The 14,279-nt window shown below is 73.5% G+C and carries 15 protein-coding genes; 7 read left to right on the top strand and 8 right to left on the bottom strand.

The window, feature by feature from the left end:
- Positions 1–51: 51 nt before the first annotated feature.
- The 3 genes from ACFV20_RS35865 to ACFV20_RS35855 form a co-directional block, all read right to left on the bottom strand.
- A complete protein-coding gene (locus ACFV20_RS35865; protein ID WP_361111586.1) occupies positions 52–378 on the bottom strand; it encodes an antibiotic biosynthesis monooxygenase in 327 nt (108 codons plus the stop codon).
- 74 nt (positions 379–452) lie between these two features.
- Positions 453–1,322, bottom strand: a complete 870-nt coding sequence (locus ACFV20_RS35860; protein ID WP_385665176.1) for a hypothetical protein — start codon at positions 1,320–1,322, stop codon at positions 453–455.
- A gap of 108 nt (positions 1,323–1,430) precedes the next feature.
- Positions 1,431–1,577 (bottom strand): hypothetical protein, encoded by a 147-nt coding sequence (locus ACFV20_RS35855; RefSeq protein WP_385665174.1) that lies wholly within the window; start codon positions 1,575–1,577, stop codon positions 1,431–1,433.
- A 139-nt stretch (positions 1,578–1,716) separates the two neighbouring features.
- On the opposite strand from ACFV20_RS35855, the gene ACFV20_RS35850 reads away from it, so the two are divergent.
- Entirely contained in the window at positions 1,717–2,178 is a 462-nt protein-coding gene (locus ACFV20_RS35850) for a hypothetical protein (RefSeq protein WP_385665171.1), read from the top strand.
- A gap of 330 nt (positions 2,179–2,508) precedes the next feature.
- A complete protein-coding gene (gene pgm, locus ACFV20_RS35845; protein WP_385665169.1) occupies positions 2,509–4,149 on the top strand; it encodes a phosphoglucomutase (alpha-D-glucose-1,6-bisphosphate-dependent) in 1,641 nt (546 codons plus the stop codon).
- Positions 4,150–4,225: 76 nt separating this feature from the next.
- Here the strand turns inward: pgm and ACFV20_RS35840 are convergent, their stop codons facing one another.
- A complete protein-coding gene (locus ACFV20_RS35840) occupies positions 4,226–4,720 on the bottom strand; it encodes a DUF5949 family protein (RefSeq protein WP_385665167.1) in 495 nt (164 codons plus the stop codon).
- A 156-nt stretch (positions 4,721–4,876) separates the two neighbouring features.
- Here ACFV20_RS35840 and ACFV20_RS35835 point away from each other — a divergent pair, with 156 nt between their 5' ends.
- From ACFV20_RS35835 to ACFV20_RS35815, 5 genes are all read left to right on the top strand, one after another.
- A complete protein-coding gene (locus ACFV20_RS35835; RefSeq protein ID WP_385665164.1) occupies positions 4,877–5,164 on the top strand; it encodes a zinc-ribbon domain-containing protein in 288 nt (95 codons plus the stop codon).
- A gap of 143 nt (positions 5,165–5,307) precedes the next feature.
- Positions 5,308–5,937: a flavin reductase family protein gene (locus tag ACFV20_RS35830; RefSeq protein ID WP_385665162.1), complete on the top strand. Its 630-nt coding sequence runs from the start codon at positions 5,308–5,310 to the stop codon at positions 5,935–5,937.
- Positions 5,938–6,069: 132 nt separating this feature from the next.
- Complete coding sequence (locus tag ACFV20_RS35825; protein WP_385665159.1) at positions 6,070–6,555, top strand: SRPBCC family protein; 486 nt, start codon at positions 6,070–6,072, stop codon at positions 6,553–6,555.
- A gap of 457 nt (positions 6,556–7,012) precedes the next feature.
- Positions 7,013–8,020: a trypsin-like serine peptidase gene (locus ACFV20_RS35820; RefSeq protein ID WP_385665156.1), complete on the top strand. Its 1,008-nt coding sequence runs from the start codon at positions 7,013–7,015 to the stop codon at positions 8,018–8,020.
- Between the two features lie 167 nt (positions 8,021–8,187).
- Positions 8,188–9,435, top strand: a complete 1,248-nt coding sequence (locus ACFV20_RS35815; RefSeq protein ID WP_385665154.1) for a glycosyltransferase — start codon at positions 8,188–8,190, stop codon at positions 9,433–9,435.
- Here ACFV20_RS35815 and secD read toward each other — a convergent pair.
- From secD to ACFV20_RS35795, 4 genes are all read right to left on the bottom strand, one after another.
- Positions 9,425–11,674, bottom strand: a complete 2,250-nt coding sequence (secD, locus tag ACFV20_RS35810; protein ID WP_385665151.1) for a protein translocase subunit SecD — start codon at positions 11,672–11,674, stop codon at positions 9,425–9,427. The genes ACFV20_RS35815 and secD overlap by 11 nt on opposite strands.
- Positions 11,675–11,773: 99 nt before the next feature.
- Positions 11,774–12,202, bottom strand: a complete 429-nt coding sequence (locus tag ACFV20_RS35805; protein WP_385665149.1) for a hypothetical protein — start codon at positions 12,200–12,202, stop codon at positions 11,774–11,776.
- Between the two features lie 44 nt (positions 12,203–12,246).
- Positions 12,247–12,930, bottom strand: coding sequence for a response regulator (locus tag ACFV20_RS35800; protein ID WP_385665146.1), 684 nt, complete (start codon positions 12,928–12,930; stop codon positions 12,247–12,249).
- 2 nt (positions 12,931–12,932) lie between these two features.
- Positions 12,933–13,886 (bottom strand): sensor histidine kinase, encoded by a 954-nt coding sequence (locus ACFV20_RS35795; protein WP_385665143.1) that lies wholly within the window; start codon positions 13,884–13,886, stop codon positions 12,933–12,935.
- Positions 13,887–14,279: the final 393 nt, after the last annotated feature.

Below are 14,279 nucleotides of genomic sequence, written 5' to 3'. Positions count from 1 at the left end.
AGGTCCCCCACGCCGTGTCGCGTGGGGGACCTCCCGCGTGCGGGGCCTCGGTCAGGCGTCCTTCGGCCCGGCCTGCTGTACGACCTCGAAGGACCAGAGCGTCGAGCCGCTCGCCGCGGGCTTCGGCCGTTCGCCGCCCTCGCCGCCGCCCTGGTGCGCGCTCTTCATCGGCCCCTCCATCCACGCCTGGAAGGACTCCTCGTCGCGCCAGCGGGTGTAGACGAGGTAGGTGTCGGTGCCCTCCACCGGGCGGAGCAGCTCGAACCACTCGAACCCGTCGGAGTTCTCCACGGCGTGCGCCCGCGAGGCGAAGCGCTTCTCCAGCGTCTCCCGCTGCTCGGCGGGCACGGTCAGCACATTGATCTTGACTACGCTCATGGCCCCATCTTGCCCGATGGCCCGGCCGCGCCGGGCGTCTGTACGGCGCGTGCGCCGGGCGCGGTGACCCCGGGTCAGCTCTGTCGGCCGCCCTGCTCCAGGGCCTTGCCGGTCATGTCGGTGACCTGACCGGCCGGAGGTTCGTCCGCCTCCATCCCGGCGCCGAAGTCGGTGAAGTCCATGACCGTGCGCACCGTGACCTTCCCGGGCGCGGGCGAGGCGTCGGAGGAGGGGCGCCGGGCCGTCTCCGGAGCCTTGACGGTCATGTCGATCTGCTGACGGCGCATCCGGCCCTCGTCGTCCAGCCAGACGTCCATCGGCAGGGTCGGACCGACCTGCTTGCGCAAGGTCTCGCCGTTCGGAAGGTCGGCCACGTCCACGAAGACGCGGTAGTGCGTGGTCCGCACGCCGTTGACCGTGGCCTTCCCCTTCTCGGTCACGCCCTTGTCGGTGATCGCCCTGGCGTAGGCCGCGGACTGGGCCGGGTCGCTCATGGACCGGTCGCCGGCGCCCTGCCGTGCGGCGACCTTGCCCAGGTCGATCTTGATCCAGGGCTTGCCTCCCGGCGCCTGCCCCTTGGGCAGCTTCTGGTACAGGACCTGATCGATCACCCGTTGCTCGATCCGCTGCCCCTGCACCGTGAGCGTCATGACGCTGTCGCCGTCGTCCAGATCCACGACGCCCCGCCCGTCGGCGGTCCGGGAGGCGCCCTGGGCCGAGGTCCGCACCCGCAGCTTCACCTTGACGGTGTCCTCCTCGGCCGTCCTGTCGTAGGCCGAGCGCACCGCCTGCATGCCCTGTTCCCGGGCGCCGGCGCTCGACTGCGCCGAGGTGTCCCGCGCGCCGTCGCCCGAGTCGTCACCGCAGCCGACCAGCACCGTCCCCGCCAGGACCCCGGCGACCCCCATGGCGCAGACCCGCCTGCCGTTCCCCGCCCCGCCCATCGGACCAGCTCCTCTCCGGTGTGTATGGTGCGACCCAAGTGCCCTGATCGCGCACGAACACACCTGTATCTCCCAGGAGTTGGTGCCGGGGAGGGGCGAGCGGCCCGGTCAGTGGCGGCCCCTGAGCCTGCCGAGCAGACGCTGGGCCTGGGCCCGCTTACGGGGGTCGGCCGCGGCCCGGCGTGCCTGTTCGGCAGCCCGCCGCCCCTGCGGACTCCGGGCGAACTCCTTGATGCGGTTGAGCATTCCGGCCATGACGCACCGTCCTTCCTGTCGTGATGTGTAAGTGCCTGCCCTGCGCCTACCCTGCGGCGACGCGCTCAGGCACGCCCGGCCCCGGCCGGTACGCGAGGCGAATGTGTTTGCCGCCCGGGACAGAGGCAAGTCGGTGTCCATGACTGAAGAGAACAAGCGAACGAATCAGAAGGCGTCGACCGTCCGGACCGCCGAGTCCAAGGCCCGCCACACGGCGGACAAGGCCACCGCGCCGGCCTCCCAGGCGGCCAAGGGCGCCGCGGGCAAGGCCGGTGAGGCGGCGTCAGCCGCCAAGGCGGGCGCCGAGCGCTCCGCCGAGACGGCCAAGTCCGCCGCCGAGCGCTCCGCCGAGACGGCCAAGTCGGCGGCGCAGACCGCGGCCAAGGGTGTCGAGGCGGGCCGGCAGGCGGTCGTCACGGCCTCCGGCCACGTCGCCACCACGGCGAAGACGGCCTGGACGGTCATCGCCCACCGCAAGCTCGTGGCCGCGGGCGTCGGCGCGGGCCTCACCGCGCTGAGCGCCGCGTCCTACGCCGTCGGACGCCGGGCGGAACGCGGCGCCCACGGCCCCCTGACGCGGCTCACCGGCGGCCGGATCTAGCAGGGGCGGCGCGAAGACGTGCCGGCCCGAGGGAGCAAGGCGGCGCGGCGCGCCACCGGAGGCCCGGTGGTCCGTGGCGCCGCCCCCTCGCGCGCGCACCGGCACACCGCGACGGCTACACCGCGCGGGCGTGCCGGAGGGGGATGCGTGCGGGCGTGCCGGGGGAGCCTGTGCCGGTGTGCCGGAGGGGAGCGCACCATCGCCCTGACCGGCGCACGTGGTCTGGCGCACATCCGTCCCTGACCGGGGCGCGCCCCTCGCGCGGCCCCGCCGTCACGAGAAAGGATGGGACCGCACACGAAGGATCGACCCATGCGGAGGAGCGGACCCATGCAGCACGAGCGAGCGGGAAGTCCGGCCGGACCCGAGGATCTCGTCGACGTCGCTCGGCTGGTCACCGCGTACTACGCGCGCCACCCCGACCTGGACGACCCGGGGCAGCGCGTCACGTTCGGGACCTCCGGACACCGCGGCTCGTCCCTGGCGAACGCGTTCAACGACGACCACATCGCCGCGACCAGCCAGGCCATCTGCGAGTACCGCGCCGGCCAGGGCATCGACGGTCCCCTCTTCCTGGGCGCCGACACCCACGCCCTGTCGGAGCCCGCGCGCGTGACCGCCCTGGAGGTGTTCGCCGCCAACGAGGTGACCGTGCTGATCGACGACGCCGACGGCTACACGCCGACCCCGGCCGTCTCGCACGCCATCCTCACCCACAACCGCGGCCGCACCACAGGTCTCGCGGACGGCGTCGTCGTCACGCCCTCCCACAACCCGCCCGCCGACGGCGGGTTCAAGTACAACCCGCCCAGCGGGGGCCCCGCCGCCTCCGACGCGACCTCCTGGATCCAGGACCGCGCCAACGAGATCATCCGCGGCGGCCTGAAGGACGTACGGCGCGTCTCCTACGCCCGTGCCCTGGCGGCCCCCACCACCGGCCGCTACGACTTCCTCGGCACGTACGTCGCCGACCTGCCCGAGGTCCTCGACCTGGACGCGATCCGCTCGGCCGGGATCCGGATCGGCGCCGACCCGCTCGGCGGCGCGTCGGTCGCCTACTGGGGCCGCATCGCCGAACAGCACCGCCTCGACCTGACCGTGGTCAACCCGCACACCGACCCCACCTGGCGGTTCATGACGCTGGACTGGGACGGCAAGATCCGTATGGACTGCTCGTCGCCGTACGCGATGGCCTCGCTCATCGAGCAGCGCGACCGCTTCCGGATCTCCACCGGCAACGACGCCGACGCCGACCGGCACGGCATCGTCACCCCGGACGCGGGTCTGATGAACCCCAACCACTACCTGGCCGTGGCGATCTCCTACCTGTACGCCCACCGCGACCGCTGGCCGGCCACCACGGGCATCGGCAAGACCCTGGTCTCCTCCGCCATGATCGACCGGGTCGCCGCCGACCTCGGCCGCGAGCTGGTCGAGGTGCCCGTCGGCTTCAAGTGGTTCGTGGACGGGCTGGCCGGCGGCACGATCGGCTTCGGCGGGGAGGAGTCCGCGGGCGCCTCCTTCCTGCGCCGGGACGGTTCCGTGTGGACCACCGACAAGGACGGCATCCTCCTCGCCCTGCTCGCCTCCGAGATCACCGCGGTCACGGGCCAGACCCCCTCCGAGCACTACGCCGCACTGACCGCGCGCTTCGGGGAACCGGCGTACGCGCGCATCGACGCGCCCGCCACCCGAGAGGAGAAGGCCCTGCTGGCCAAGCTCTCCCCGGCCCAGGTCAGCGCCGACACGCTGGCCGGGGACGCGGTCACGGCGGTGCTCACCGAGGCCCCCGGCAACGGCGCCGCCATCGGCGGCATCAAGGTGACCACGGACAACGCCTGGTTCGCGGCCCGCCCCTCGGGCACCGAGGACGTCTACAAGATCTACGCCGAGTCGTTCCTCGGCCCGGACCATCTCGGCCGGGTCCAGGAGGAGGCCAAGTCCGTGGTGCTGACGGCCTTGTCCGGCTGACCGCCGGCACACCACAGCCCGGGCCCACCGAAGGGGGCCCGGGCTGTGCGGGTCTCGGCCGCGCAGGCCGTGGGGCTCAGCCGCGCAGCCTGCGGGCGGGCAGCACGACGTGCACCGCCGAGGCCATCGCGTCCTCGTCGGAGGTGAAGGCGGCGAGCGCCGCGGCGTCGCCCGGCTCGGCGCCCTCCGGCCACGGCCGCGTGGCGAAGATGAGGTAGGCGAAGCCGAGTTCGCCGACCGTCTCCAGCCACGTCTCCGGCGGGACGAACTGTGACGTGAGGTGCTGCACAGTGAGGACGGCCGACCCGGGCACGACGAGCAGGCTCACCGGCAGACTGGGCCGCTGGGCCGCGTGGACGAGTCCTTCGCCCAGGGGGAGGCCGGCGCCCAGGAGCAGCTGCTCGATGGCCCTCGACGCGCCCTCGGGACCGCTCGCACCGTCTCCGAGGGAGCAGGCCAGCAGGTAGGGGACGTCGTTCCCGTCGGGGGTCGTGCCCCGCCAGGACTGCACGACGAGGGAACCCAGGTCGTCGGCGGGCACGGACTGCGTTTCGGGTGAGATCGTGGTCACCGCGGAACCGTACCGGCGCGCCGGAACGCCCCCGGCCCGCCGTCACCCGACTGGCCCAGCCCGCGCGGGGCTCTCCACACGAACGAGGGGCCCAAGCTCCCGACGCGCCCGCGATACAGGACACTGGGTGAAGATCCCCCAGGGAAGGACCGACACGTGATCATCTTCGGCACCAAGGGCTACCTGTACCAGCTCGCGATACTGACGCTCGTGTGCGGTCAGTGCGGGAACCCGGCCGCACACACGCTCAGGAAGCGCCTCACGAAGTTCACCCTGTTCTTCGTCCCGCTGTTCCCGATCTCCACGACGTACCTGACGCAGTGCACCTTCTGCGGCGCGGAGCAGAAGGTGACCAAGGAGCAGGCGGAGCAGCTGCAGGCGCAGAGCGCGGGCGGCCCCAGCGGCCAGGCGTACGGGCAGCCGCAGCAGCACGACCGGTTCTGACCCCGGCCGCCGGACCGCTCCGGCACCCATCCGACGCCGGCCGCCGGACCGCTCCGGCACCCACCCGACGCCGGTCGGCGGCACCTCGACGCCGCCGACACTTCGACGGAGACCGAAGCGTCCCGCCCGTAGCGTCCCGAGCCATGACGACCGACACCCACCTGGTGATCCAGCCGAGCATCCTCTACTTCGGCACGCCCGTGGTCCTGCTGACCACCGAGAACCCCGACGGCACCTTCAACCTCGCCCCCATCTCCTCCGTGTGGGCCCTGGGGCAGCACCTCGTCCTCGGCCTGGGCACCGAGAGCCAGACCGCACGCAATCTTGCCGAACGCCCCGAACTCGTGGTCAACGTCGCCTCACCCGAGCTCTGGCAGCATGTCGAACGCCTCGCGCCGCTCACCGGGGCGCGCCCCGTGCCGGAGGCCAAACGGTCCGTCTACCGGCATGAGCCGGACAAGTTCGCCGCGGCCGGACTCACCCCGGCCGCCGCCGGGCTGGTGCGGCCCCCGCGGGTCGCCGAGTGCGCCCTGCAGCTGGAGGCCCGGGCCCGCGCGCTGACACCGGGCGGAGCGGGGCTGTTCGTCAGCGTGGAGTGCGAGGTGCTGCGCGTGCACGCCGCCGAGCGCGTCGTCGTGCCCGGCACCCAGCACATCGACCCGGACCGGTGGAGCCCGCTGGTCTACAACTTCCGGCATTACCACGGCCTGGCCCCCGGTCTCGGTCACGGCTTCCGTTCGGAGACGGCGCGGGCCACCGCACCCGCGCACTGAACCGCTCCGCCGGTCGGTGATCGCCTCCGATGTGGCAACCGGCGGATCCCGGGTACCCGGCCCGCACGGGCCCGGACCTGTGTGGGGCCGATGGGCCTCTGCAATCGATCAGTGAGTACGGAGGCAATGCGGATGAGCACCATCAAGGAAACCGTGGAAGTCGACGTCCCCGTTCACACCGCGTACAACCAGTGGACGCAGTTCGAGGAGTTCCCGAACTTCATGGAGGGCGTCGAGGAGGTCAGGCAGCTGGACGACCGCCACAACCACTGGACCACCAAGATCGGCGGGGTACGGCGCGAGTTCGACACCGAGATCGTCGACCAGCTGGCCGACGAGCGGGTCACGTGGCGCACGACCAGCGGGGACACCCATCAGAGGGGCTCCGTCCGCTTCGAGCGCCTGGACGACACCCACACCAGGGTGGAGCTCGTGATGGAAGTCGAGCCCAGCGGGGCCGTCGAGAAGGCCGCCGACATGACGGGCACCATCGACCGCCGCGTGAAGGGCGACATGAAGCGCTTCAAGCAGTACATCGAGGAGCGCGGCGTCGAATCCGGCGCCTGGCGCGGCCGTGTCGAGCCGGGCGGCCCCGGCGGCGCCGGCCCGATCCTCTGACACCACCCGCGCACCTCCGAACCCGGCCTCCCCGCTGAGGCCGGGTTCTTCTGTGCCCGCACGCCTGCACGCCCGCACGCCCGCACGCCCGTCCGCCCGCAACCCTGCACGCTCGCACGTCCGCAACCCTGCACGCACGCCCGCACGCTCGCAACCCTGCACGCCCGCACGCTCGCAACCCTGCACGCTCGCACGCCTGCAATCCTGCACGCCTGCAATCCTGCACGCCTGCAACCCCGCACGCGTGCACGCCCACATGCCTGTAGCCCGCCACCCCGCATGCCTGCCTGTCCCGCTCGGTGCGGGAAAGCGGGGAGTTTCGGCCAACGTCATGACATGCACCTGTCCATATTGGCCTCCCGGTGGCACGCTGCCCCCTGACCGTCCGCAGTGACACCCCTGCCTGACCGGGCGACGGGCTTCCCGCCACCCGGCCCCCACAGCAGAAGGAGACCGCGTGATAGGCCGACCCCGCAGCCCGTACCCGTCCGGCGGCAGCCCCCGCCTCCGCCGCTCCGTCCTCGGCGCGCTCGCCGGCGTCGCCGCGCTCCTGGCGACCGGTGTCACCGCGGCACCGGCGGGCGCCGCACCGGACCAGGGCGTGACGACCCCCTCGGCGCGGGAACGCGCCCTGGCCTTCTGGACCCCGCAGCGCATGCGCGAGGCCACCCCGCTCGATCTGCTGACCGTCGACCGCTCCGACGTACGGGCACCCGCACTCCGCAAGGGCAGGGCGACGGTCGTCGCACCCAGCGCGCCCGCCTCCGCCATGGGGCCCACGGCATTCCCGCACGGCGGCGGACCCTGGTCCGCCGGGGGAGCGGTGGCCAAGACCGCGGGCCGGGTGTTCTTCAGCTACCAGGGCCGCACCGCGTCCTGCTCCGGCAACGCCGTCACCAGCGCCAACAAGAGCACCGTGATCACCGCCGGGCACTGCGTCAAACTGGAGGGCGCCTGGCACACCAACTGGGTGTTCGTCCCGGGCTACCACGACGGGCAGCGCCCGTACGGCACCTGGACCGCGTCCAAGACCCTGTCGACCCCGCAGTGGACGGCCAGTGAGGACATCAACTACGACATCGGCGCGGCCGTCGTCGCCCCGCTGGACGGCAAGAAGCTCACCGACGTCGTCGGCGGCCAGGGCCTGGCTTTCAACACCGGCTACAACAAGGCGATGTACTCCTTCGGCTTCCCGGCCGCGGCGCCGTACGACGGCGAGAAGTTCATCTACTGCAGCGGCACCACCACCCGCGACTTCCTGCTGTCCAACGACCACGGCCTGACCTGCAACATGACCGGCGGCGCCAGCGGGGGCCCCTGGTTCACCGAGTTCAGCGAGGCCACCGGCACCGGCCTGCAGTCCTCGGTGAACAGCTTCAAGTACAACTTCTTCCCGAACGCGATGTACGGCCCGTACTTCGGCGCGGACGCCCAGAACCTGTACCAGAGCGCCCAGTCGTCCTGAGCCGCCGTCCACCGGGAGCCGCCGCGGCGCGGCAGGCCGTCCAACGGGAGCCGCCTCCCGCGCCCCACGCGGCGCGGGAGGCGGGCCCGGCACCCGCACCGGCGATTTTCGTCCACCTCCGGCCGTGCGCCGTGTGTCGTCCGTCCGGCCGGTCCACACTGGGACCCATGCGCGTGGTGATCATGACGGCGGGATCGCGCGGCGACGTCGCGCCCTACACCGGGCTGGGTGCGGGACTGGTACGCGGCGGGCACGAGGTCACGCTCGCCACCCACGGCCTGTTCGCACCCCTGGCCGCCGGATCGGGGGTGCGCTTCCACCCCACACCGGTCGACCCGCACGCCGTGTCGCACTCCGAGCGCGGCCGCGGGCTGCACGCCAGCACCACCGGCCTCGGCAAACTGCTGCGGGCCGCGTCGATGGCCCGGTCCGCGGCCGAGGAGATGACCGACGCCCTGGTCCAGGCGGCCCGCGGCGCGGACGTCGTCCTGGCCGCGGGCGCCGTCGCACCGCTGGGCCGCGCCATCGCCGACGGACTGCGCCTGCCCAGCCTCGGCCTGTTCCTCCAACCCCAGCACCCCACACGCGAGTTCGGCGCTCCCCTGCTCGGCGGCCGATCACTCGGCACCGTGGGCAACCACCTGGGCGGACGGGCCGTCATCTCCGCCGTCGACCGGGTCTTCACCCAGGCCCTGCACCGGCTGCGCACCCGGCACGGCATGACCCTGCCCGGCCCCTCTGCGAGCCGCCGGGCCCACGAGCGAGCGCACTGGCCGGTCCTGCACGGCTTCAGCGAACGGGTGGTGTCCCGCCCGAAGGACTGGCGGCCCGGGCTGGAGATCACCGGGTACTGGTGGCCCTGCGACACCCGCACGCTGCCCGGCGACGTGGAGGAGTTCCTGGCCGCGGGGCCCCCGCCGGTGTTCGTCGGGCTGGGCAGCGCGACGGTGCCGGACGCCGGGCATCTCAGTGCCGAGATCGTGCGGGCCCTGCGGACGGCGGGACTGCGCGGCATCATCCAGCGGGGCTGGGCCGGCCTGACCGCCCGGAGCGACACCGACGACATGATCACCGTCGGCGACGTGCCGCACGCCCTGCTCTTTCCCCGCACCGCCGCCGTCGTCCACCACGCCGGAGCCGGTACCACCGCCGCCGTCCTGCGCGCGGGAGTCCCCACGATCCCGGTGCCGGTGCAGTTCGACGGCGGTTTCTGGGCGGCGCGTCTGGTCGCCCTGGGGACGGCACCCTCCGCCCTCCCTCTGCGGCACCTCACCGCCGGCTCACTGGCCACCGCCCTGCGCCGCGCCACCGAAGAACCTCACCACCGCGACCGCGCCCGGCAGTTGGCCCGCGCCCTGGCCGTTGAGGACGGCGTGGCCCCGGTGCTCGCCGCACTGGACGGCCTCACGTCCTGACCGGCCGCCGGCCCGACGGCCGGGCCCGCGGGGAACGGCCGTGCAGCCCGATCGCCAGGGGAGCGGCGGTGAACACCGAGGAGTACGTCCCGACCGCCAGCCCGACGAGCAGCGCCAGCGCGAAGTCCGTGAGCGAGGAACCACCCAGCACCGCAAGGGCGGTGAGCATGAACGCCGCGCCCATGCCGGTGTTCACCGTGCGGGGCAGGGTCTGCAGGATCGCCTGGTTCACGACGCCGGGGAACGGCGCCGCGGGGCTGCGCCCGGTCAGTTCCCTGACCCGGTCGAAGAGGACGACGGAGTCGTTGACGGAGTAGCCGATGACGGTGAGCAGGGCCGCCAGGAACACCCCGTCGACCGGTTTGCCGAGCCAGGCGAACACCCCCAGCAGGATCACCACGTCGTGGACGAGCGCGACGACCGCGGCGGAGCCCAGCCTCCAGCGGAAGCGGGCGGCGAGATAGAGGAACTGTGCCCCCACGGCCACGGCGAGCGCGATCAGCGCGCCCCGGCGCAGCTCGTCGCCGAGGCTGGGGCCGATCAGTTCGTCGCGGACCTTGTCCACCCGGCCGTCGAGGTCGCGCACGGCTCCGGTGACCCTTGCCTCCTCGGCCTCGGTCAGCGGATCGGTCCGCACCGTCAGAGCCGCGTCCCCCGAGGACTGCACGACCGCCCGCGGGAATCCGGCGTCGGCGAGGGCGGAACGGACCCGGCCGGGGTCGACGGGACCACTGGTGCCGTATTCGATGAGGCGGCCCCCGGTGAACTCCACACCGAGTGCGACGCCGCGCACCGCGATCCCAGAACCGGCCAGCACCAGCACGGCCGCGGACAGGGCGAGCCAGCGGCGCGGGCGGCGCATCAGGAAGGGGGCGCGACGGGTGAGGCGTTCGCGGACCACGCCGATACCGGCGATGCCGGTGAGCCCGGGGCGGCGGCGTACGCCGGGTCGGCCCGCGGCGAACTCGGCCAGTACCCGGCTGATCACCAGGGCACTGAACATGGAGGCGAGCACACCGATGCCGAGGGTGACGCCGAAGCCGCGCACCGGCCCGGAGGCGAGGAAGAACAGCAGCGCGGCCGCGATCAGCGTGGTGACGTTGGAGTCGGCGATCGCGCTGAAGGCGTTGCGGAAACCGGCGGCGAGCGCCGAGCGGATGCTGGGCCGGCGACGGGAGCCGTACTCCTCCCGCGCCCGCTCGAAGACCAGCACGTTGGCGTCCACCGCCATGCCGATGGCCAGGACGAACCCGGCGAGGCCCGGCAGGGTCAGGGTGGCGCCGACGGCGGCCAGAGCGGCGTAGGAGATCAGGCCGTAGCAGGCCAGCGCGAGGGCGGCCAGGCCTCCCATGAGCCGGTAGACGGCGATGATGAACAGTGACGTCAGCACGGTGCCGATGGCCGCCGCCCAGGCGCCGGCGGTGATGGCCTGGGCTCCGAGCGTCGGGCCGACGGTGCGCTGCTCGACGGTCTCGACGGGCACCGGCAGGGCCCCGCCGTTGATGAGCAGGGCGAGTTGGCGTGCCTCCTCGGGGCCGAAGGAGCCCGTGATCCTCGTCTCGCCGTCCCGGATGCCGGTCCCGCAGGCGACGGACGGGTCGACCTGCGGGGAGGAGATGACCTTGTCGTCGAGGACGATGGCGACCCGCCGTGCCGGATCACCGGGCGCCCGGCAGGCGGCCTCGCCGGTCAGACCGGCCCAGCCGGCTCGGCCGGCGCCTTCGAAGCCGACGGTGACGTGCCATCCGGCGCCGCCCTGCTGATCGAACAGGGCGTCGGCCTCCTTGACGTCCTCGCCGGTCAGGGGGGCGGGGCCGAGGCGCAGCGGCGTGCCGGACTCGTCGGGCAGGACGCGTTCCCGGGTGGGGCCGGGCCCGGGCCGGGAGGCGCTGTCGGCTCGGTCCCTGGTGCCGAGCACGGGGTGGAAGGTGAGCTGGGCGGTACGGCCCAGGACGTCGGCGGCCTTCTTCGGGTCCTGCACACCGGGCAGTTCGACGATGATCCGGTCGTCGCCGGAGCGCACCAGCGTGGGTTCGGCGACGCCGAGCGCGTCGATACGGCCGCGCAGCACCTCCAAGGTGCGGTCGGTGGCCGCGCGGTCCGCATCGGCCGTGGGGCTGGAACGGGTCTCGAGGACGATCTGCGTCCCGCCGCGCAGGTCCAGTCCGAGCCGGACGGGCACGGTGGCGGCGACGTACAGGGACAGGGCGAGCACGGCGAGGGCGAGCAGTGCTCTCATCCGCAGGGAACGGTTCAACGGGAGCCTCCGGCAGGCACACCTCGACGGCGGCCGGCGTGGGCGGGCCGCGAGGCGGGGCGGGGTGAAAGGGGACGGGCGTCAGGTGCCGGGGGACACCGGGGGAGCCCGCCCCCGGTCCTGGCCCACCGGGGGCTGTGCCGCGGGCCCGGGCCCGGCCGCAGGCGCGTACGGTCCGGTGGGCCGGTGCGGGGCGGTGTCCGTGGTCCGGCCGCGGGTGCCGGAGTGTCCGCAGGGGGCCGGGTGTTCACCGTGCGGCTGCTCGGGGCGGGCGGCCGCCCGGACGGCACGGACGGCATCGCATCCGTCGTCGGCACGCGTCCCGTCGTGGTGGAGCCGTTCCGCCGCCACGGGCGGGCCGAAGCCGCCCGCGCCCGACGGACCGGGCGGCGGAGCGACGAAGCCGAGGCCGGCGAGCACGGCCACGACGACGGCCGCCATCAGCGCGGTGACGGGGGAGCGCTGCCGATCGGCGCCGGGGACGGGTGCCGTGCGTGCGGTGGGGCGCACCGTCCCCCCTCTCGTCGTGGTGTGCGGGCCGGGCGGCCGGCGGATCAGGGTTCGATCAGCCCGGCGCGGATGGCGTAGCGGGTGAGGTCGAGACGGTCGCGCAGGCCGAGTTTCTGCAGCAGGTTGGCGCGGTGGCGCTGGACGGTCTTGATGCTGATGAACAGCAGGTCGGCGATCTCCTTCGACGAGTGGCCCTCGGCGACCAGCTTCAGGACCTCCTCCTCGCGGGGGGTGAGGATCTGACCGGGTGTCTCGTCGCCGTGGCGGGCCCGGTCGAGGTAGTTGCGGATCAGGGCGGTGACCGCGCCGGGGTACAGGAAGGGCTCGTCGCGCATCGCGGCCCGGCAGGCGGCGACCAGGTCCCGGTCGGCGACGGACTTCAGCACATAACCGCTGGCGCCGGCCTTGAGCGCCTGGAAGAAGTACTGCTCGTTGTCGTGCATGGTGAGCATCAGGATCCGCAGGCCGGGTCTGAGGCCGGCCAGTTCACGGGCCGCCTGCAGACCGGTCAGGCGCGGCATGGCGATGTCGAGGACCGCCAGGTCGACCTCGCGGGTGCGGGCCAGCTCGACGGCCTCCGCCCCGTCACCGGCCTCGGCGACCACCTCGAGGTCGGGCTGCTGGTCGAGGATGAGCCGTACACCGCGCCGGACCAGCGCGTGGTCGTCGGCGAGCAGGATGCGGATCGTGCCCGGTCGGGCCGGGGCGGGCGTGGTTGTGTCGGACATGGTCAGGGCTGCTTCCTCACAACGGGCGCGGTGAGCTGTACCCGGGTGCCGGCCCGGGGCGCGGGGGTGATCTCGAGGCTGCCGCCGACGAGCAGGGCCCGCTCCCGCATCCCGCGGATGCCGGCGCCTTCGCGGGGGGCCTCGATGCCGCTGCCGTCGTCGGTGACGGTCAGCACCACGGCGTCCTGCGTCCCGTGGAGGGCGACGGTGACCCGGCCGGCGTCCGCGTGGCGGGCGACGTTGGTCAGCGACTCCTGGGCGACGCGGTAGAGGACCAGTTCCGTCTCCGGCTGCAGAGGGGGCAGGTCGGTGTCGAAGCGGCGGGTCACCAGCAGCCGGGTGTGGGTGGCGAAGTCCTCACTGAGCGAGGTCAGCGCGCTCACCAGCCCCAGGTCGTCCAGCACGCCCGGCCGCAGCCGGCGCACCAGCCGCCGCACCTCGTCCAGGCTCTCCCGGGTGATCTCCTGCAGCTCCTGCAACTCCTTGCGCAGCGGCTCCGGGGCGTCGTCCGCCGAGCGCTTGAGCCCCAGCAGGATCGCCGTCATGCTCTGTCCGACCTCGTCGTGCAACTCCTGCGCGATGCGGCGGCGTTCCCCCTCCTGCGCCAGCAGCGCCCGGGCGCTGCTGGCGGCCCTCTCCTGCTCCAGCCGCTCCAGCATGGCGTTGAACGTGCGGATCAGCTCCGCGACACCGCCGCCGCCCGAAGCGGGCAGACGCTGACCGGGCCGCAGCAGGTCCACGGTCGTCATCAGCTTCGTGAGCCGGTCCAGCGGGGCCAGGCCGAGCCGCAGCAGGGCGGCGTTCGCGACGAGCATGACGGCCAGACCGCCGACCAGGATGACCGCCTCGGTCAGCAGCACCGGGACGGAGACGGTCACCGGAGCCCACAGCAGCAGCCCCGTGGCCGTGCCCAGCACCACGGCGTTGAGGGCGAAAATCCGCCAGAACAAGGACACCGTCCCTGCGCCTCCCCTTCTACGGCCTCGGTCTCACCTCCACTGTCGGGCATCGCCGAGCCCTCCGCGTTCGCGGCCCGGGCGCTCGAGCAAGCCTGTGACCAGGCTGCCGCCCGGCCCCGGCCGCCGTCCATGGGACCTGACCCCCATATCCCCGGGCACGCACCACCCAGGACGCGGCCCCATGGGTCCCTCACCCCGGGGCAAATGGGTCGCGCGCCCGATGGGCGTCCGCCGCGGGCCGGGCCAGGGTGGAGAAACACACGACCACCCGACGGCGGGGGCCGGGGGCCCGGCGGGGGCGCGCCCGACCCCCCCCCCCCCACCGTGCAAACCCCCCCCAACCCCACCCCCCCCGCCCCGTCGACCGGGACCCCCGGCTCGAAGACACCC

It is taken from the genome of Streptomyces sp. NPDC059696, assembly GCF_042733745.1.
In the GTDB taxonomy this organism is placed as follows: domain Bacteria; phylum Actinomycetota; class Actinomycetes; order Streptomycetales; family Streptomycetaceae; genus Streptomyces.
This window is presented reverse-complemented; position numbering and strand designations above follow the sequence as displayed.

What these genes read in the sequence shown, in the direction of transcription:
- ACFV20_RS35860 (WP_385665176.1), bottom strand. Translation starts at nt 1,322, where the DNA reads ATGGGCGGGGCGGGGAACGGCAGGCGGGTCTGCGCCATGGGGGTCGCC.
- ACFV20_RS35815 (WP_385665154.1), top strand. Translation starts at nt 8,188, where the DNA reads ATGCGCGTGGTGATCATGACGGCGGGATCGCGCGGCGACGTCGCGCCC.
- ACFV20_RS35850 (WP_385665171.1), top strand. Translation starts at nt 1,717, where the DNA reads ATGACTGAAGAGAACAAGCGAACGAATCAGAAGGCGTCGACCGTCCGG.
- pgm (WP_385665169.1), top strand. Translation starts at nt 2,509, where the DNA reads ATGCAGCACGAGCGAGCGGGAAGTCCGGCCGGACCCGAGGATCTCGTC.
- ACFV20_RS35865 (WP_361111586.1), bottom strand. Translation starts at nt 378, where the DNA reads ATGAGCGTAGTCAAGATCAATGTGCTGACCGTGCCCGCCGAGCAGCGG.
- ACFV20_RS35800 (WP_385665146.1), bottom strand. Translation starts at nt 12,930, where the DNA reads ATGTCCGACACAACCACGCCCGCCCCGGCCCGACCGGGCACGATCCGC.
- ACFV20_RS35855 (WP_385665174.1), bottom strand. Translation starts at nt 1,577, where the DNA reads ATGGCCGGAATGCTCAACCGCATCAAGGAGTTCGCCCGGAGTCCGCAG.
- secD (WP_385665151.1), bottom strand. Translation starts at nt 11,674, where the DNA reads ATGAGAGCACTGCTCGCCCTCGCCGTGCTCGCCCTGTCCCTGTACGTC.
- ACFV20_RS35825 (WP_385665159.1), top strand. Translation starts at nt 6,070, where the DNA reads ATGAGCACCATCAAGGAAACCGTGGAAGTCGACGTCCCCGTTCACACC.
- ACFV20_RS35830 (WP_385665162.1), top strand. Translation starts at nt 5,308, where the DNA reads ATGACGACCGACACCCACCTGGTGATCCAGCCGAGCATCCTCTACTTC.